The sequence below is a fragment of the Corallococcus macrosporus genome (assembly GCF_017302985.1).
Lineage (GTDB): Bacteria > Myxococcota > Myxococcia > Myxococcales > Myxococcaceae > Corallococcus > Corallococcus macrosporus_A.
In genome coordinates this window covers 1,589,434-1,607,802 of sequence record NZ_JAFIMU010000007.1, presented here as the reverse complement: position 1 = coordinate 1,607,802, position 18,369 = coordinate 1,589,434, and the positions used below count along the sequence as shown (strand labels likewise).

General features: G+C 70.5%; 12 protein-coding genes. 5 read left to right on the top strand and 7 right to left on the bottom strand.

Features of this window, described 5'->3' with window-relative positions:
- Position 1 precedes the first annotated feature (1 nt).
- The 6 genes from JYK02_RS18845 to JYK02_RS18820 all read right to left on the bottom strand — a co-directional run bounded on the left by JYK02_RS18845 (position 2) and on the right by JYK02_RS18820 (position 10,342).
- Positions 2–1,558 (bottom strand): tryptophan 2,3-dioxygenase family protein, encoded by a 1,557-nt coding sequence (locus JYK02_RS18845; RefSeq protein ID WP_207052894.1) that lies wholly within the window; start codon positions 1,556–1,558, stop codon positions 2–4.
- A 213-nt stretch (positions 1,559–1,771) separates the two neighbouring features.
- Positions 1,772–2,191 carry a response regulator gene (locus tag JYK02_RS18840; protein WP_207052893.1) on the bottom strand — a complete coding sequence of 140 codons (420 nt, stop codon included), beginning with the start codon at positions 2,189–2,191 and terminating at the stop codon, positions 1,772–1,774.
- Positions 2,184–5,150: a response regulator gene (locus JYK02_RS18835; protein ID WP_207052892.1), complete on the bottom strand. Its 2,967-nt coding sequence runs from the start codon at positions 5,148–5,150 to the stop codon at positions 2,184–2,186. The genes JYK02_RS18840 and JYK02_RS18835 overlap by 8 nt, the downstream gene beginning before the upstream one ends.
- A gap of 10 nt (positions 5,151–5,160) precedes the next feature.
- Entirely contained in the window at positions 5,161–6,321 is a 1,161-nt protein-coding gene (locus tag JYK02_RS18830) for an FIST signal transduction protein (RefSeq protein ID WP_207052891.1), read from the bottom strand.
- Between the two features lie 27 nt (positions 6,322–6,348).
- A complete protein-coding gene (locus tag JYK02_RS18825) occupies positions 6,349–8,217 on the bottom strand; it encodes a cytochrome c family protein (protein WP_207052890.1) in 1,869 nt (622 codons plus the stop codon).
- 268 nt (positions 8,218–8,485) lie between these two features.
- Positions 8,486–10,342 carry a sensor histidine kinase gene (locus JYK02_RS18820; protein WP_207052888.1) on the bottom strand — a complete coding sequence of 619 codons (1,857 nt, stop codon included), beginning with the start codon at positions 10,340–10,342 and terminating at the stop codon, positions 8,486–8,488.
- A 287-nt stretch (positions 10,343–10,629) separates the two neighbouring features.
- On the opposite strand from JYK02_RS18820, the gene JYK02_RS18815 reads away from it, so the two are divergent.
- The 5 genes from JYK02_RS18815 to JYK02_RS18795 all read left to right on the top strand — a co-directional run bounded on the left by JYK02_RS18815 (position 10,630) and on the right by JYK02_RS18795 (position 17,814).
- Positions 10,630–13,677: a helicase-related protein gene (locus JYK02_RS18815; protein WP_207052886.1), complete on the top strand. Its 3,048-nt coding sequence runs from the start codon at positions 10,630–10,632 to the stop codon at positions 13,675–13,677.
- A 153-nt stretch (positions 13,678–13,830) separates the two neighbouring features.
- Positions 13,831–14,577 (top strand): TadE/TadG family type IV pilus assembly protein, encoded by a 747-nt coding sequence (locus tag JYK02_RS18810; RefSeq protein ID WP_431603484.1) that lies wholly within the window; start codon positions 13,831–13,833, stop codon positions 14,575–14,577.
- Entirely contained in the window at positions 14,556–16,097 is a 1,542-nt protein-coding gene (locus JYK02_RS18805; protein WP_207052882.1) for a pilus assembly protein TadG-related protein, read from the top strand. Before JYK02_RS18810 ends, JYK02_RS18805 begins: the two co-directional genes overlap by 22 nt.
- Positions 16,097–17,080 carry a hypothetical protein gene (locus JYK02_RS18800; RefSeq protein WP_207052881.1) on the top strand — a complete coding sequence of 328 codons (984 nt, stop codon included), beginning with the start codon at positions 16,097–16,099 and terminating at the stop codon, positions 17,078–17,080. Before JYK02_RS18805 ends, JYK02_RS18800 begins: the two co-directional genes overlap by 1 nt.
- A complete protein-coding gene (locus JYK02_RS18795; protein WP_242588801.1) occupies positions 17,077–17,814 on the top strand; it encodes a hypothetical protein in 738 nt (245 codons plus the stop codon). Before JYK02_RS18800 ends, JYK02_RS18795 begins: the two co-directional genes overlap by 4 nt.
- Here the strand turns inward: JYK02_RS18795 and JYK02_RS18790 are convergent, their stop codons facing one another.
- Positions 17,815–18,369 carry a hypothetical protein gene (locus JYK02_RS18790; RefSeq protein WP_171435580.1) on the bottom strand — a complete coding sequence of 185 codons (555 nt, stop codon included), beginning with the start codon at positions 18,367–18,369 and terminating at the stop codon, positions 17,815–17,817.

Sequence of the window (18,369 nt, the reverse complement as noted above, 5' to 3'; positions counted from 1 at the left end):
GTCACGGCAGTCTCCGCAGCTCCTGGGCGTGGGCGTACGCCGAAGCATGCGCGGCGTGCGAATGTCCGTGAGGCCCATGAGGCGTCGGAGCGTGAACCGCCGCGTGCGCCGGAGCCGGCTGGGCGTGAGCCACCGGAGCATGCGCCGCCACGTGGGCCGGAGCCGGCTGGGCATGAGCCGCCGCCGGGTGCGCCACCGGAGCGTGAGCCACCGCGGCGTGCGCCGCCACATGGGCCGGAGCGTGAGGAGCGTGAGCCGCCACGTGAGGAGCATGGGCCGCCGCCGCGTGCGCCGGAGCGTGAGGAGCATGCGCCGCCGCCGTGTGCGTCACGTGGGCGGGAACAGGCTGTGCGTGAGCCGCCACGTGAGCCGGAGCCGGCTGCGTGTGGGCCGCCGCCGCGTGAGCGATCGAGGCGTGCGATGCATGAGCCACGGGCGCGTGAGCCGCCGAGGCGTGCTGAGCGTGAGCCGCGGCCGCGTGAGCGATCGAGGCGTGCGATGCATGAGCCACGGGCGCGTGAGCCGCCGAGGCGTGCGCCGCATGAGCCACGGGCGCGTGAGCCGCCGCCGCGTGAGCGACCGAGGCGTGCTGACCGTGCATCGCGGCCATCGGGCAGCCGCCACCGGTGCGCGCTTCATGCCCCGGGGACGCGTGCGCCGCCGCGGCGTGCTGCGCGTGAGCCATCGGCGCGTGGTGCGCGTGGGCCGTCGGGGCGTGCACCGCCGCGTCGTTCATCGCGTTGATCGCCGCCATCGGGCAGCCACCGCCGGTGCGCGACTCACCCGGCGCGTAGCCACCCTCGCGCTTCCAGCCGGCGGTCAGCTCCACGCGCACGTCCCACAGCGCGCGGAACAGCGGCAGCGTCATGCGCGCCTGCAGCACCTGCGACGGCAGGCCGTCCAGCGCCTTCACCGTGCGGTCGATACCAATCGTGCGGCGCACCAGTTGGTAGTGCGCGTACAGCCATCCCTGGAACGTCTCATCCACCGTGAGCAGCTGCTCGCAGACGTGCTGCAGGTCCTTCGGCCCCCCAGCCGAATAGACCTGGAACATCGTCAGCCCGCGGCGCTCCAGCATGCGCTCCATCGCGGACTCCAGCCCGTCCGCCGCGTGGCGCAGGGTGTTGTAGCCCGGCGACTCCTGCCCGCTGCCGTTGCCCAGGCTGCGGCGGATCACCTGGTACTCCGCCGGCGTCATCGTCTCCAGGATCGCCATCTCGGAGCTGATGCCCGCCAGGATCTTCTGCACGCGCGCCAGCCGGGCCACCACCGCCCACAGCGCGTCGCGGTCCATCTCCGCCACCACCTCCACCATCTCCCGCGACGCCAGCTTCAGGTACAGCTCCTGGGACTGGTGGACGATCTGGAACATCAGCTCGTCGTGCGACACCAGCTCGCCTTCCGGAGACTGCAGCGCCAGCAGGGTATCCGTGTGCAGGTAGCGCTCGTAGTCCAGCTCGCCCTTGCCCACCCACTTCTTCAACATGACGTTGAACAGGGGCTGAGTCAGCTCATGCTTCAGCTTTTCCGCGTGGCTGTAATCGGTCGACGTATGCAAGGTGCCTCCGGGGGGACGCAGGCAGTTCGTGGTGGGTGAGGCGCGCCCCAGTCAGGGAAGAACAGTGAGCGCGTAAATCTCTAGAAGCGACTACCTTACAGCCCTTTTGGTGAACTTCAAGTCATACCAGGGTTGCAGGTTATCGATTTTTGAGATTCCCATCGTTCCGGAGGGAGGGGAAGCCCGAGGGGTCGGGCTTACCCAGGGGGTGAGTCAGCTCTCAACCGGTGAGGGATTCCGGTTGGAGGACGCCGGCCGCGGCTTCAGGCGCATGGCGTGGAGCTTCTGGGCCAGGTCGGCGCCCTGGACACTCTTGGAGATGTATCCGTCCGCGCCGGACGCGATGGCCAGCGAGCGCAGCTTGGCCTCGTCGGAGGCGGAGTAGAGGATGAAGCGGGTGCCCGGGGGCGCGTACTGGCGCGCCAGCCCCACGACCTTGTCCCCCTTGAGGGCGGGGAAGTTCACGTCGATGAGCACGAAGTCCGGCTCGGAGGCGCGCACGATGTTGGACACGCCCAGGGCGGACGTGTGGGTCTGCACATCGAACCCGTACGCGCTCAGCGAGCGCTGCACGAGGTCGAGCAGGTCCGGATCGTCGTCCACGACAAGGACGCGCGGTTTTGCTTCAGCCATGGCTTCTCCCTAGGTACTGACGAATCGTCTCGATGAGCTGATCGCGGTCCAGGGGCTTGGTCATATAGGCCGTGCAACCGGCCGCCTGAGCCTTGTCCTGGTACTCGCGACCCGCGTGCGCCGTCACGGCGATGACGGGCACATTCTGCCCATCCGGCAACGCGCGGAGCCTGCGGGTCACTTCCCAGCCGTCGAGCCGCGGCAGGGACAGGTCCATGAGGATGAGGTCCGGCGCGTCGTTGCGGGCCCGCTCCAGCCCCTGCTCGCCGTCCTCCGCCTCGATGAGGTCATACAGCCCGCCCAGGTAGCGGCGGACGATGTCACGGTTCTGCTCGCTGTCCTCCACGTACAGCACGCGGGGCAGCTTGCCCGCGCTGGCCGCCCGCTGGGACATGAGCAGCCCCTTGGCCTGCGCGATGACGTCCTCCAGCGCGTGGCCGCCCTTGCGCACGAAGCCGGCGAAGCCGTCGCGCAACAGGGCCTCTTCATCATTGGAGAGCGTCTTGCCGGTGAGCACCACCACCGGCACGGACAGCTTCTCCGCGCGCAGCCGGCGCAGGACCTCGAAGCCGTCCAGGTTCGGCATCATCAGGTCCAGCACCACCAGGGACGGCGGCGACACGCGCGCCTTGAGCAGCGCGTCCTCGCCGTTGCGCGCCTCGTTGGTGCTGAAGCCCGCGCGGCGCAGGTTGCGGCTGACCAGCTCGCGCGTGGCCGCGTCGTCGTCCACCACCAGCACGTCGCCCGTGGAGGCGGAAGCGCCCGCGGACGCCAGGCTCTTCTGCACCACGTCCACCAGGCGCTCCGGCTCCACCGGCTTCACCAGGTACTCGCACGCGCCCAGGCTGAAGCCGCGCGCGCGCTGCTCCTCCACGGAGACCAGGATGACCGGGATGGCCGCCAGCGCCGGGTCGCTCTTGAGCTGGCTCAGCACGGACCAGCCGTCCATGCGCGGCAGGTGGATGTCCAGCAGGATGGCCTGCGGCTTCACCTCGCGGGCCAGCTTCAGCGCGGCCAGCCCGTCATTCGCCGTCACGACCTTGAAGCCCGCGGGCTCCAACTGGCCGGTGACGAGCTGCTGGATGAGCACGTCGTCGTCCACCACCAGCACGGTGCTGCCCGGCCGCGCCATGGGCGCCAGCCGCTGGGCCACGTCCTGCACGGGCACCAGGCGCTCCGTGGCGTGCGGGCTGTCCGCGCCCACCGTCGTCGCCAGCACGTCCGGCAGCCGCACCGTGAAGGTGGAGCCGCGGCCCAGCGTGCTCTTCACGTCCACCGTGCCGCCCAGCACGCGGGTCAGCTCGCGCACGATGGCCAGGCCCAGCCCCGTGCCGCCCACCTTGCGCGTGGTGGTGCCGTCCACCTGGCGGAACTTCTCGAAGATGAAGGGGAGCTGATCCGACGGGATGCCCACGCCGGTGTCCTCCACCGTCATCAGCAGCTCGCCAGAGCCCGCGGGCACCACCGTGAGCGCCACCTCGCCCGTGTCGGTGAACTTGGCCGCGTTGCTCAGGAGGTTGAGCATGATCTGCCGCAGCTTCAGCGCGTCGGTGCGGATCTCCTTCGCTTCGGGGTCCACGTTCACGGTGAGGGCCACGTCCTTGCCCTTCAGGTACTCCTTCACCGTGGCCATGCACTCGTCGGCCAGCTCCTCGACGTCCACCGGCTCGGTGACGACCTCCACGCGGCCCGCTTCGATCTTGGACAGGTCCAGGATGTCGTTGATGAGCGCCAGCAGCGTCTTGGCGTTCGTCTTCACCACGTTGAGGTCGCGCCGGCCGTGCGGCGTCAGGCGGTTGCCCTCCTCGCGCATCAGGAGGTCGCAGTAGCCGATGATGCCGTTGAGCGGCGTGCGGATCTCATGGCTGAAGTTCGCCAGGAACTCGCTCTTGAGGCGCACGGCGCCTTCCGCCTCGCGGGCGCGCTCTTCCTCGTTGCGCTTGGCGACGGAGAGCTCCTGGGCCAGCCGGTCCAGGTCCTCGTTCTGCTGGCGGATGATCTCCATCTGGAGCGCGCGCTGCTGGTAGCTCGCGAGGGAGCGGGCGGACACCGCACGCGTCTTCTTGATCTCCTCCAGGCTGGCGGCCAGCTGCTTGTTGGCGGCCTCCAGCTCGTCACGCGAGGCGCGCAGGGCCTCCTCGTTCTGCTTGCGGTCGGAGATGTCCTCCGTGACGCCCATCACGAAGCGCGCGATGCCCTGGTCGTCCAGGAGCGGAATCTTGCGCGTGGCGAAGATGCGGTCCACGCCGTCCGCGCGGGCCACCTCCTCGAACGTCTTCATGCGGCGCGTCTCGAGGATCTCCGTGTCGATGGCGATGAACGAGTCGGCCTGCTCCTTGGGGAAGTAGTCGTGGTCCAGCTTCCCCAGCAACCACTCCTTGGTGACCTTGAAGGCGTCCGCGAACGTCTTGTTCACCACCACCAGCCGGCGCGTCTCCGCGTCCTTCACGAACAGCACGAAGGGCAGCGCGTCGATGATGTTGCTGAGCAGGTAGTTGGTGCGCTTGAGCTCCACGCCCGTCATCTGGTGCTGGGCGCGCTCGGCGTGCAGGCGCAGCTCGCGCGCGACGACGAAGGGCAGGTGGCCGTAGCGGTCCTCGGTGACGTAGTCGCGCGCGCCGGCGCGCATCACGGCGCCCAGCGCCTCCGCGCTCCAGGTGGGCGCGCTCACCACGAAGGCCGTCTCCCGGCCGCGCTTCACCCACTCCGCCTGGACGTCCTCCCAGGACATGCCGGGGAGCTCCGAGCCCACCAGCACCAGCGCCCAGGGGCGCTCCAGCGCCTGCTCCAGGGCCTCCCTCGTACTGACGGGCTCCAGCGTGAGCATGGAGAGGATGTCCTCCTTCTCCAGCGCGTCGCGCATGGCGCGCGTCTCACGCTCGCTGCCCACCAGGAGCAGGGACAGGGTGTAACCAAGGGGCGCTTCCGCCTGGGCCGCGTCGAACGGGTGCTGGGCCATGGTCTGGGACTTAGTTGGAACCGAACGCGAGCACGGTCAGCGTGGTGTTGATGTGGAACCCCGAGTAGATCTCGAACTGCACGTTCATTCCCGCCGCGGACGGCGCGAGCTTCATGGCCTCGGAGAGCTTCGGCACCATGCCCTGGGCCTGCGCGTACCATAGCCGTCCGCTGCAGTGGAACAGGAGGGCGGCCTGGGGGTTCTGAACCCGCCTGGGCAGCTCCTCCTGGAAGAAGTCCCGCGTCATGCCCGCCAGGTCACCGGCCTTCATCAGGTCCAGCTCGCTGCCCTCCTCCAGGAGGTTGGCGAACAGGATGGAGCCGTCGTCCAGGGGCCGCCACGCGGCGCGGATGAAGTACTCGCGGCCCACCTTGAGCGCGGTGGGGCGCAGCGCGAAGCCGCCCGGCCGCCCGAACTCCAGGTCCGCCGGCGCCACGCCCAGAATCTCCGCGTAGCGCTTGGCCGCGGGCTGCCCGTCGATTTCGAGCGCGCGCGTGTGCGTCTCATCCACCTTGGTGATGGTGAGCCGCTCGCCGGTGGGCACGTACCAGTGCGAGCGCAGCGCGGCCCAGGGGGCGTTCGTCTTGAACAGCGCCACCAGCACGCCGTCACCGGCCACTTCACCATCCACGTGGATGAGGGCGGACTGGCGCGCGGGGTCCGTCTCCGAATCGCTGGCGCCGCCGCCCACGAGCACCAGGGTCTGGTTCTTCTCCAGGATGCCCAGCAGCAGCTCTTCCTTCTTGTAACGGAAGCCGTCGTCAATCACGAGGCCCACGTACCGGCGCGCGTCCAGGTCCTGCTGGCGCACGCCCAGCTCCTCGCACGCGCGCTTGATGGCCTGCGCGCCCGCGGCGATGGCGTCCCCGGTGAGGCCGCTTCCCAGGCCCAGGCCCACCTCGAAGTCACCGGAGAGCGCGCCCAGCACCACGCTGTTCTCGTGGATGCCGTTGTTGTCCAGCTCCCCGGCGGTGGTGGCGCCCACCAGCCGGGTGTCCTTCGGCAGCCGCTCGCGCACCGCGCGGTTGAGCGCGCGCTGATCCCTCTGACGGGACGCGAACAGCGTCACCAGCTTCGGCGGGGGGCCGTGTAACTGGCGCAGGAGGTCCTCGGCGACGGCGACCGGATCCGTGAGGGTGGAACGAGCCGTCTGCATCTTCACGTGCGCCATGAGGACCTCCGTGCGAACCGGCGGCGGCTAGAAGCCGGCGCCGGGGTGTGTCTTGTGACAACTGCCGGTGCACTGCTGGAACGACTCGCGGCCGCCGCCGACGTACATGCTCTCGACGGGACCGAACTTCGCCACGTGGCTCTCAGGGTAGCTCTTGTGGCACGACAGGCAGGCGGCCTTGCTGGTGCGCTGCGTGGTCTCCTGCTTCAGGTGGCAGGAGGAGCACTTCTCCAGGGGCGCGTCGAAGCGGTTGGAGCGCGAGTGGATGAAGTGCGTGCGCACGAAGATGGGACCTTCCAGTTCGAAGCCCAGCGGAGCATGGCACGACGCGCACGCGGCGCGGTTGTCGTTCGCATGCAGCACTTCGCTCAGCTCGCCGCCCTTGCTGTGGCAGGTGTTGCAGGGGCCGGTGGTCAGCACCGCCTCCGTGTGCGTCTGGGTCCCCACCTGGATTTCGATGGTGCGCGACGCCGGCCGGTCCTCGCCCAGGTACACGCGGCGCGCCTTGGCGGTCACCAGGTAGGTGCCGGGCTTCGCGTTCGCGGGCAGGCGGTAGGTCCAGGTGTCGCTCACGGGCGCGTCCCAGCGGCCCTCGTTGGGGAAGAAGGCGCCGCCGAAGAGCTTGTTCGACGGGGGGAAGGTCATGAACTGCGCATAGACGCCGTCGCGCTCCGGGGTGGCGATGGTCTGCACGTCCTGCGAGTCATCCAGGAAGGCCTCCAGGTCGACGATGCTCCGGATGGGCTGGATGTCCTGCGCCGGCCCGATGAGCTGCGTCATCATCATCCGTTCCTGGTGCTTGCGGCGGTAGTAGGTCGTCGTGGGGTTGAAGAAGGCCTGATAGTACTGGATCCCCGCCGGATTGCCGGGGGCGCCCGGAGGTGCGACCTCATTGTAGGTTGGGAGGCTCCCGGCCGGGTGCAGGCGCTTGCCCTTGCCGTCCTTCAGGGTCATCTGGAAGGTGACGTCCGACCCGGGGGCGTACGTGCCGTCCTTGCGGGGCGCCGTCAGGGGCTTGATGTCGATGCCGAACCCGTAGGCGTACTCCGGCTTGGAAACCTGCGTGACAGGGATGTAGTACGGGGCGAACGGGCGCAGGCTCCAGCGCAGGCGCAGACCCACCGTGCGGGAGGTGAAGGTGAGCGTCTGCTTCTTCGCGTGGTCGTACGCGTTGCGCAGCTCCACCAGGGCCTCTTCCTCGTACGCCTGGGCGCCCGAGCAGTCCGTGAGCGAGCGGCAGTCGCGCGTCCACTGGATGGCGCGCATGCGGCGGATGAAGAAGTCGTCACGCTCCGTGCGGCGGGTGTCGTCGCTGCCGATGTTCAGCAGCACCGGCGCGCCCGTCAGCCGGCCGTGGGCGTCCACCGGCTCCACCGTGAAGAGGCTGGTCGCCTTCATCCACGCGGCGTCACGGTAGAAGCGGCGGCGGGTGAAGGTGCCGTCCGGGTTCGACAGGCCCACGAACTCCTGGTCCGCCAGGCGCACACCGCCCCACCCGATGGCCAGGAAGTCGCTGTTCTGGCGCAGGCCGTCCACGCCCTCGTCCTTCGTGGCGAAGATGGAGGCGCGCAGGTCGATCTGGTTCACGAAGAAGCTCTGCCCGGCCTTCACCTTCAGGGGCACGCCCTCGCCGTTGTCCACCTCCAGGGCCAGGCCCACGGGAGCGGAGGCGCTGTTGCCACCCTTGAGGGACGCGTTGTCGGAGAGCGCCTGGTCCTGCGCCACCAGCTCCGGCTGCGCCAGGTCCGTGGAGGACGCCCCGTCCAGGGTCTCCGGACCGCCGCACGCCACCGTCAGGCTGGCCAGCGTGGCCAGCAGGCTCGCGCGGCCCGCCGCCGTGAACAGGCGGGGGGACGTGCGCGTAGACCGCTGCTGAATCGTGTCTGCTCCACCCATGAGGGGACTCCTCCGAACGCGTATGTGCGGACGGCTGCCGGAGCAGCGTCGCGGCCAGTGGACCCGGGTGCCCTTGCGTCGGGGGGACGCTGGCGGAGGGTCGCGCTCAAACCCGGCTTTTGCCGGAAACGAGCGGTTCTAGCCGCACGGAGAATATCCACAATCAACAGACGGGTTCAACTTCTGAGAATAATTCTACTCAGAGGCGAATCCCGAATGTTTATGACTGGATGGGAAGGGGTGCTGGGGCGCAACCCACCCGGGAGGGTCATGCGCGAATCGAGGAAACGACTTCTGCCGGGGTTTCCGGGGTGAAAGGGAGTTCGACCGTGAACTCCGCGCCCTCTCCCAGCCTCGAGTGGACGCGGATGGTGCCGCCGTGGGCCTCCACGAGCTGCCGGACGATGTAGAGGCCCAGTCCGAAGCCCGGCGCACGGCTGTCCGTTGTGACCCGCTCGAAGCGGGTGAACAGGCGCTGCTGGGCTTCCTGTGGGATGCCGGCGCCGTGGTCCCGCACCGACATCCGGATGCGGTGTGCGTCTTCGTCCACATCCACATGCACCTCCACCGGCTGCCCGCGGCCGAACTTGAGGGCGTTGGAAACCAGGTTGGTGAGGACGCGGTCCAGGCGCTGGCGGTCCCAGCGGCCGCGGGCGCCGCTGGGGGCGTGGACGGTGAGGGCGCAGCCGGCGGCGGCGGCCTGGTCCTCGTGGCGGGAGGCCACCTCGTGCGCCAGCTCCGCCAGGTCCATGGGCTGGGCCTCCAGCACCAACCGGCCGCCGGACAGGCGCGACAGGTCCAGCAGGTTGTGCACCAGCCGCCCCAGCCGCTTCGTCTCCTCCTCGGCCAGGAGCAGCCCCTCGCGCAGGCGCGTGTCGTCCGTGTGGGCGGGCGCGCACTGCAGGCGCACGCGGCGCAGGCGCAGCTGCAGCGAGCTCAGCGGGGTGCCCAGGTCATGCGCCGCCACGCCAATGAGCTCCAGCGCGTTCTGCGTCGCGGCCATCAGGCGGGCGTTGTCCAGCGCCAGCGCGGCGCGCGCGGACAGCTCCTCCAGGAAGGCCTGGTCCACCGCGCCGTAGTGGCGGTGCGGCCGCGTGGACAGCAGGCACAGCGCGCCCAGCACGCGGTTGTCCACGACGAGCGGCACGCTCAGCGCGGAGCGCACGCCCAGCGCGCGCCACAGCTCCGCGGAGGCGCTGTCGCTGACGGAAGGGGGCAGCCGGTCCGGATCCACTTCCGCGAAGCGCTCGGCGCGGCCGGTGTGGACGACGCGCGCGGGGCCGGGCTCATCCAGCGACGGCCGGCGCATCAGGGGCTCCCACAGCCGCGTCTGGGTGGCCGCGTCCGCGCACGTCACCGCACCGGGGCGCACGTCGCCGCTGCCGTCCGGGAGGTAGAGCACGCACGCGTCCGCGATCTCCGGCACGCACAGGCGGGTGAGCGCCGCGCCCAGCTCCTTGGCGCCGGCCTGGGGCTGGAGCACGCGGCCCGCTTCGGCGAGCAGCGCCTGCATGCGCTCGGTGCGCTTGCGCTCGGTGATGTCGCGCGTCACCTCCGCGTAGCCCTGCAGCGTGCCGCCCTCCGCGTACAGCGCGGTGAGCAGCGTCTCCGCCCAGAAGCGCGAGCCGTCCTTGCGCAGCCGCCAGCCCTCCGACTGCAGGCGCCGCTCGCGCGCGGCCCGCTCGCGGTGGGACGCGGGCAGGCCGTGCGTCACCGCGTCCGGCACGTGCAGCACCTCCGCGCGCTGGCCCACGATGTCGGAGGACGTCCAGCCGGTGAGCCGCTCCGCGCCCGTGCTCCAGCAGGACACCTTGCCGTCCGGCTCCAGGAAGCACAGCGCGTAGTCGCTCACGCCATCCATGAACAGGTGCAACCGCTGTTCACTCCGCAGGGCCTCCTCGTGCATGGGGCCCAGCGCGTTGCGCAGCACCATCACCAGCGCGATGAGGGCGCCCAGGCCCAGCAGGCCGACGAGGATGTCGGAGACGTGATGGAGGAAGGCCCCATCGTCCACGGCCAGCGTGTGGGTCGCGGACACCAGGGTGGCGAGCAGGATGAGTCCGGCCAGAAGGCACGCGGACAGACCCGCACCTACCCTCTGCGCGAAGGTCCAACGTCGCAACATGTGGCACTCCCCCCCGACGGCACCGAGCGCTTCTGTGCAGAAGGACCCTCAACATCACCGAAAAGGTGGGGTGAGCGACATCGCACTGCCGGGCAGGGTATCCTATAACCCGGTTTTTACCTGTTTGTCATGGAATCATGGAGCCTACCTGGCAGGAAGGCAAGTCCCGGGCGGGCAGGACGTGGCAGGCCGTCCGCGGGTGGGGCGGGGAGGTGCTCGCGAAATGGCCTTCGGGGCGCCGGGACGTTATGGAGCGCCCCCCTCCTCGCATCGGGTGTTGCACGCATATGGCGTCTCTCGTCGAAGGTCTGAAGGTCCGCTACCTCCCGCAGCCCGAATGGGGCGTGGGGCATCTGGTGTCGCTGCAGGAGCAGGGGGCCAAGGCCCTCATCGCCTTCCCGTCCCGCGAGGACGCGCCGGTGCTGGTGTCCACGCGCGGCGGCGCGCTGGTGCCGTACCAGTTGCCCAGGGGCGAGCCCATCCAGACGCCGAAGGGGCGCAAGGCCACCATCCTGGGCGAGGAGCCGGGCGCGCGCGGTCTGCGCCGCTACGTGGTGCGCTTCGAGGACACGGGCGAGGAGGACGAGCTGCCGGAGTCGGAGGTCCGCGCGCTGGCGCCGCGCTCCGACCTGCTGTCCACGCTGCGCGACGGGCGGGTGGGGGACGCGAAGGCGTTCATGCTGCGCAAGCAGGCGCTGGTGCTGGACGACGAGCGCCGCGGTGACGCGCTGGGCGCGCTCCTGGCCAGCCGGGTGATGGTGAAGCCGCACCAGGTGGGCGTGGTGCAGCGAGTGCTGTCCGCGCGCCGCCCGCGCTTCGTGCTGGCGGATGAAGTGGGCCTGGGCAAGACGATTGAAGCGGGCATGGTGTTCAGCGCGCTGCGGCTGGTGGGCCTGGCGCGGCGGTGCCTCGTGGTGGCGCCCAGCCACCTCACCGTGCAGTGGCTGGTGGAGCTGTTCCACAAGTTCAACCAGCTCTTCACGCTGATGGACTCGGACCGCTACGAGCAGTCGCTGAAGGAGGCGCCGGACGTCTCCCCGTGGGAGCGCTTCCCGCTGGTGGTGACCAGCCTGGAGCTGCTCAGCCGCACCCGCGAGCACCGCGAGGAGGTCTCGGCCGAGGACGCCTTCTGGGACCTGGTCATCATCGACGAGGCGCACCACCTCAAGGGCGAGAAGGCCTTCGCCGCCGCGAAGGGGCTGGCCGCGAACTCGTGGGGCCTGCTGCTGCTCACCGCCACGCCCATGCAGCTGGACCCTGCGGAGTACCACGGCCTGCTCACCCTCATCGACGCGGCGACCGCGCCGTCCGTGAAGGGCTTCGAGGCGCGGCTCCAGCGCCAGGAGGAGCTGTCCACCGCGGTGCGCGCGTTGATGGAAGGCCAGGACGCGAAGGCCGCCGTGGCCTCGCTGGCGAAGCGCTTCCCGGAGGACGCGCGGCTGCAGACGCTGAAGGACAAGGAGGCGTTGCTTGCGCACCTGGCGGAGACGTACAGCCTGTCGGACCGGCTGGTGCGCAACCGGCGCGCGGTGGTGGGCGGCTTCTCCACGCGCAGGCTCCACCGGCACCCGGTGCAACTCACGCCGGAGGAGCTGAAGGCGCGCGATGCGGCCCTGGCCACGCTGGCGAAGGGCACGCTTCGCGGCGCGCCGCTGGCCAACGTGCTGCGCCGCCTGGAGTCCAGCCCCGCGGCGTTCACGGGCGCGGTGAAGTCCAACCCGGCGCTCAAGGGCGCGGACCTCAAGCTGACCGGCCGCGACGCGAAGCTCATCGCGTTCGTGGGCGTGCTGCGCGGCATCTGGAAGGCGGAGCCGCGCGCGAAGGTGCTCGTGTTCACGGAGAGCCGCGACACGCTGGAGTCGCTCCAGTCGGAGCTGTCGCGCGAGGGCGTGGAGGCGCTGGGCTACCACGGCGACCTGCCGCTCGTGGAGCGCGACCGGCAGGTGGCGCGCTTCCGCGACCCGGAGGGCCCCCAGGTCCTGCTCTGCACGGAGGTGGGCGGCGAGGGCCGCAACTTCCAGTTCGCGCACCACCTGGTCCACTACGACCTGCCGTGGAGCCCCTCCACGGTGGAGCAGCGCATCGGCCGCCTGGACCGCATTGGCCAGACGCACCCGGTGGAGATCCACGTCTTCGACCCCGCGGGCACGCTGGCGTCGGACGTGCTGATGCTGCTGGCGGACGCCGTGGGCGTCTTCGGTGAGACGGTGGGCGGCCTGGACGCGGTGCTGGAGGAGGTGGAGGACCGCATCGCGGACCTGGCCCTGCTGCCCCGCGAGGCGCGCGTCGACTACGCCGCGGAGCTGAAGACCCGCGTGGAGTCCGCGCGTGAGCAGGTGAAGCGCGCGTACGACCCGCTGCTGGACGTGCGCAGCTTCGACAAGCCCGCCGTGGCCCGGCTGGTGGCGCGCGCGCAGGAACGCATGGGCGAGGAACCTCCGGACGAGGACTCCGACGAGGAGGCTCCGCCGCTGGAGGACGGGCTGTGGAGCGTGGCGCGCGACCTGGACGAGCGCCTGGAGGAGACCGTCACGGAGCTGGCGCGCCGCGTGGGCATCGGCGTGGACACCGACGAACAGGTGGAGGCCTTCCAGGTGGCCTTCCAGTTCGGCCACGCGCTCAACGTGGAGGGCCTGCCCGGCATCGACGTGATGCAGGACCGCACCGTGCTGGGCACCTTCTGGCGCGACACCGCCGTGGAGGCGGAGGAGCTGGAGTACTTCGCCACCGGCCACCCGCTGGTGGAGGCGCTCTTCGGCTTCCTCAAGGACGGCCCCTACGGCCGCAGCGGCTTCCGCCACATCGAGAAGCGCTCGGTGAAGAAGCCCGTGCGCGGCCTGGAGCTGCTCTTCCACGTGCAGCTCCCGGAGCCCCAGGACACGTCCCCCGGCGCCCGCGTGCCCAGCCGCCAATTGGCGCGCTTCCTCGCGCGCACCCTCCTGCCCGTCGCCGTGGTGGACGGCCCGCAGGGCCCCGTGGCGGACGCTTCCGTACTCGCGGCTCTGGAATCCGACGGCAAGGCGCTGAAGGGGGATGAGGTCCACCAGGCCTTCCCCGGCTTCGGCGCCTTCGTGGACGCCGCGCTGCCCGTGGCCCAGGCCGCCGCCGAGGCGGAGCTGGCCCGGTCCGCGAAGAAGGCCCGGGCCGCCATCGAGGCGGAGCGCGACGCCGCCGCCCACCGCCTGCGCCTCTCCCTCTCCCACCAGGGCCTGCCCCCGGAAGAGGTGGAGGCCCAGGTTGACGCGGAGCGCCATCACTATGAACGCCTGCTCGGGGCGCTCGCCGGGGCGAAGGTGGCGCTCGACGCGGCCTGCGGCTTCACGCTCAACAAGTGACCAAACAGTCCTGTTGTAATGGAATGGGACACGGGGCGGCTCCGGCCATTTGACCGATTCCCCAATCATCGAGAATCTAGGAGGAAGGCAGCCTCCCCCTCTATGGCCTTCCCCCGTCCCCAACGTCGGCAGCACGAGTCCGGTCAGGCCGCCGTGGAAGCGGCGTTGTGCATGCCGCTGGTGGTGTTCATGGTGCTGGGCTCGCTGCAGCTCTTCATGCTGCTGCAGGGCCGCATCCTGGCGCAGGTGGCGGTGTACCGCGCGGTGCGCGCGGGCAGCCTCAACCACGGCAGCTGCGAGGCGATGACGCACGCGGCGCTGGTGACGATGCTGCCCACGGTGGAGCACACCCGCACGCCCGCGCAGCTGGCCAATGCCTTCGACGAGCGCAAGCGCAACTACCTGCGCGTGCGCGGCTCCAAGGGCACGCTCTTCACCGAAGGGCCCATGGTCGAAATCGTCCGCGAGTCGCCGGACGTGGGCTGGGTGCGCAGCCTCGCGGGCGACGAGGACCTGATGTTCGACGCGCCCACGGACTCGGCGGCGGAGCTGCAGCGGCGCACGCTCGAGATCCGCATGGTGGCCTGGTACTACATGCGCATCCCGTTCGCGGACTGGGTGATGAGCCGCATGTTCCTGGCCCAGTTCCACCTGAAGAACTACACGGACGCGAACCCGCTCAACCCCGCGCAGAAGAAGTCCGACTGGTGGGCGGACACCGACGTGGAGCTGGGGCCGGATGACTGGCCCGGCGGCGATTTGGGCGAGCGGATGCTGCGCTGGAACGCGCAGGGCCACTACCTGTTCCCCATCCAGGTCCACGCGGCCATGCGGATGATGACCCCGGTGAAGGCGTCGAACTTCAATGGAGGTGCCGGATGCAGCCTGCACGGCTTCTGAAGTCCGGCGCGCGCGGTCAGGCGCTGGTGCTGTTCTCGCTGACGTTCCTGCTCCTGACGCTGATGGTGCTGCTCACGCTGGGCTTCGGCATGCGCGCGAAGGAGCGCGTCGAAATCCAGATGGCCGCGGACGCGGCGGCCTACAGCCAGGCGGTGTCCACGGCGCGCACGTTCAACGCCATCGCGGTGATGAACCGCGCGCAGATTGCCCACATGGTGGCCATGGCGGGCACGCAGTCGATGATCAGCTACGGCAGCCAGATGTACGCCGCGCGCAAGTCGTCCCCGTGCCCCCTGCCCGACCCGGCGTGGTCCGGCCTGGACCAGGCGGCGGCCATGCAGACGCTGTCCCTGCAGGGACGCGCGGGCGACATGTTCCGCTCGTCGCTGGCCATCTACAACCACCTCATCGGCACGCACCTGGCGAACCAGGGCCTGACGAACCTCATCGCCAAGCAGGTCAACCCGGAGCTCTTCGCTCCGCCCGAGGGCGCCAACAAGTCGCTGGCGGAGGTGTCTGGCGGCGCGGCGGCCGGCTCCAGCTATGACGACCTGATGCAGCAGGAGAAGACCGGCACGGTGCCGGAGACCTCCGGCGCGGTGATGCCCACCGGCGGCGGCCAGGGCAACGCCACGCGCAACGCCACCATGGGCAGCCTGGGCTGGACCTGGGTGCACAACCGGCCCAGCGGCAGCGCGGGCTTCGGCTCGGGCGCGGCCGCGCACAACCCGGGCTTCCAGCACTACGCCAGCGCGTCCGCGATGGACTCCTCCACGTACACGACCATCTCCGGCCGCAACTCGTGGGCGCACGACCACGGCCGCGCCGTCACGGAGACCTGCCCGGACGGCACCCCCATCACCTCGGTGGCGACGGACGCGTGGGTGATGTCCGACGAGCGCCAGTCCAACGAGGACCAGCACGTCTACGGCGCGAACAGCCCGCCGCCCGGCCAGGGCGAGGAGAACAACACCACCGTGGACGAGCGCCACACGCTGGGCGCCTGCGTGGTGTGCCCCGGCATCTGGCCCTACTCGGTGGGCTTCAACGCGGCGCTCCTGCACGGCAACGCGGATGAGAACGACTACGGCCAGCCCAAGCTGTACGCGATGCTCCTGCGCGACTACGCCAGCGACTCGCGCCGCGCGAAGCCGGATCCGTGGAACCTGCTGTTCACCTTCAAGTTCGCGAACCAGGAGACGGAGTTCGACAACGCCGCGCCGCTGGGCCGCATCCAGCCCACGGGCCGCGAGGACGTGCAGCGCAACCAGGTGGCGCTGGCCGCGGGGCTCGCCTACTACCACCGGCCCCGGCCGGCGGCGGCGGGCGGAGGCTGGGAGGAGCCGCCCAACTTCCTCAACCCCTTCTGGCGCGCCACGCTGGTGAGCACCGAGGGCGCTCGCGACGACAAGCCCGCGAACCGCCTGGACCAGGCGGGCTTCTCCGAGCACGCGGACGCGCTGCGCCGGCTGGACGACGCCGGCTACCGGGGCGCCAGCAGCACGGGCGGGAGGTACTGATGCGCGCGCGCGCTTCCAGGTCGCGCCGGGGACAGGCGCTCGTCGAGACGGCGCTCGGATCCATGGTGTTCGTCACCATCCTGCTCTTCGGCATCTACTTCGCGGAGGTGGGCGCGCTGACGCTCAAGGTGCAGGAGGCCGCCAACTTCGCGCTGTGGGAGGCCACCGGGCACGTGATGCACAACCCGGAGAACGGCGTCTTCCAGCGCTCCAACGCGGAGGCGCTGGCGTCGTCGGAGGCCTCCGGGCGCTACCAGGACTTCGACGGCCGGGCCAGCCAGACGAGCGGCAGGATGACCTTCCAGCTGGCCATCGCGCGCGCCACGCGGGTGCAGGTGGACTGTGAGTCCACGCGCCCCGCGGGCAGCCCCGTGGGCATCCTGGGCACCCGTCCGGAGGACGCGGATCCAGGCTCCGCGGCGCTGGGGCTGGCCATGATCACCCAGTCCGACGGTATCTCCTGCAACGCGTCCACCTCGCTGCGCGCGGAGCGGCTGGGCACCTTCATGGAGCCGGAGTTCTTCAAGGTGTCGCACCGGCTGGCCAGCGACCAGTTCCGCGTGTGCGCCGCCGGGCGCGCGTCCGGCGGGCGCTGCACGCGGCGCTTCTTCATGCTGCTGGACGACTGGGGCCTGGCGGGCGTGGCGGAGGGGCGCGAGTGCCCGCTCAGCACCAACACCGGCGGCCCCTGCGCGAACGTGGACTACTACGGCTGGGCGGAGCGGGTGTACCGCGAGAACGGCGGCGGCGGGAACGCCGGCACCGCGCTGATGGCGGGCGTGGGCGCGGAGGGCGCCGTGAACGAGGACCAGTTCTTCATGAGCTTCCGCGGCGCGGAGAGCAACTACGAGCAGAGCATCGGCGCGTCGCACGCGGGCAACCAGACCGTCTGGGAGACGACCCCCTTCGTGGCGCCCAACGTCACGCCCAACTACCGGAGCGAGGGCCGGCGCAACAAGTGGCTGGGAGGCGTGCCGCATTGAGCCGGGCCGGTGTGCGCGGGCGCGTGGGGGGCGGAGCGCTGGCGCTGCTGGTGGCGCTGTCCGCCGGGGCCCAGGCCCGTGACGCGGGCGTGCCGGACGCGGGCGCACCGGACGCGGGCCTGGCGGAAGCGCCGCGCTTCGCGTGGCCCCGGCTGCAGGTCATCGCGCACGTGGAGTCCAGCGACATCGTGGAGGCGGGCGGCATCCCCGTGGCGCTGCGCGCGGTGCACGTGAAGGAGAACATCCGGGAGCTGGTGCAGCGCTTCGCGGACGCGTTCCGCGACGGCGGGCTCTACGTGCCGCCCGGAAAGGAGCAGGCGCAGTACGCGAACAACGCGGCCATGCTCACCGCGTTGGATCCGAAGCGACGCATCACCTACACGGTGGTGATGATGCCGCAGCAGGACGGCACCACCACGCTGTACCTGGGCGAGGCGAACCACGCGCTGGCGCGTCCGCCGGAGGTCGCGGGGGACTTCGCGCCGCTGCCGCCTCGCGCGAACGGCGTGCTGCGCGTGAACGCGGAAGGGTCGCGCACGCTCACGTTCCAGGTGCCGCTCACGGGGCCGGAGGTCCAGGCCTTCTACGACGACGCGCTGGCGAAGGCCGGGTGGAAGCGCGGCGACGAGGCCGGGCTGTACTCACGGCCCGGCGCGGAGCTGCGGCTCACGCACCAGCCCGGCAAGGACGGGCAGCGCGGCGTGGTGCTCGTGTACCAACAGCGTGCGCGCTGATCAGGCGCGCAGCTTCTCGCGCAGCGCCTTCGCGCGGCCCTGCATGTCGGGGTCCAGGCCGGTGAGCTCGATGGACTTCAGCCGCTGATCCAGGCTCTTGGGCAGCTTCTTCTGCAGCGTGCCCGCCTCCTGGAGCGCCTCCAGCTTCGCCAGCGCCTTGTCCACGATGCGCTCGCGCGGGTGGTCCAGCAGGCTGTCGAGGAAGTACGCGTCCTCGGGCATGTCCGGGTACTTCTCCAGGTAGTCGACGACGCCCTTCACCCAGTCCGCGCGCGTCTCCGACTCCTGCACCTTGCGCAGCGCGTCCTTCTGGGCCTTGCGCTTGCCTTCGGGGTCGAACGTCTTCGCCAGGCCTTCGGGCAGCTCGCCGCCGGTGAAGAGGGCGTCCGCCGCCGTCTTGTATTTCTGGTAGCTGGCACTGCGCTCCAGCTTCTGCTGCGCCGGGTCATCCTGGCGCGAGTGGTACTTGCTCTTGCCGCGCTGCGCGTCCAGCTCGCGGTAGGACTTGTTGCGCTTGCCGGTGAAGCCACCACCGTCGTTGTCGTCTCGGGCCAT

Excerpts from the sequence above, each read along its gene's own strand:
- JYK02_RS18840 (WP_207052893.1), bottom strand. The coding sequence starts at position 2,191 with ATGGCTGAAGCAAAACCGCGCGTCCTTGTCGTGGACGACGATCCGGAC.
- JYK02_RS18835 (WP_207052892.1), bottom strand. The coding sequence starts at position 5,150 with ATGGCCCAGCACCCGTTCGACGCGGCCCAGGCGGAAGCGCCCCTTGGT.
- JYK02_RS18830 (WP_207052891.1), bottom strand. The coding sequence starts at position 6,321 with ATGGCGCACGTGAAGATGCAGACGGCTCGTTCCACCCTCACGGATCCG.
- JYK02_RS18825 (WP_207052890.1), bottom strand. The coding sequence starts at position 8,217 with ATGGGTGGAGCAGACACGATTCAGCAGCGGTCTACGCGCACGTCCCCC.
- JYK02_RS18820 (WP_207052888.1), bottom strand. The coding sequence starts at position 10,342 with ATGTTGCGACGTTGGACCTTCGCGCAGAGGGTAGGTGCGGGTCTGTCC.
- JYK02_RS18815 (WP_207052886.1), top strand. The coding sequence starts at position 10,630 with ATGGCGTCTCTCGTCGAAGGTCTGAAGGTCCGCTACCTCCCGCAGCCC.
- JYK02_RS18805 (WP_207052882.1), top strand. The coding sequence starts at position 14,556 with ATGCAGCCTGCACGGCTTCTGAAGTCCGGCGCGCGCGGTCAGGCGCTG.
- JYK02_RS18800 (WP_207052881.1), top strand. The coding sequence starts at position 16,097 with ATGCGCGCGCGCGCTTCCAGGTCGCGCCGGGGACAGGCGCTCGTCGAG.
- JYK02_RS18790 (WP_171435580.1), bottom strand. The coding sequence starts at position 18,369 with ATGGCCCGAGACGACAACGACGGTGGTGGCTTCACCGGCAAGCGCAAC.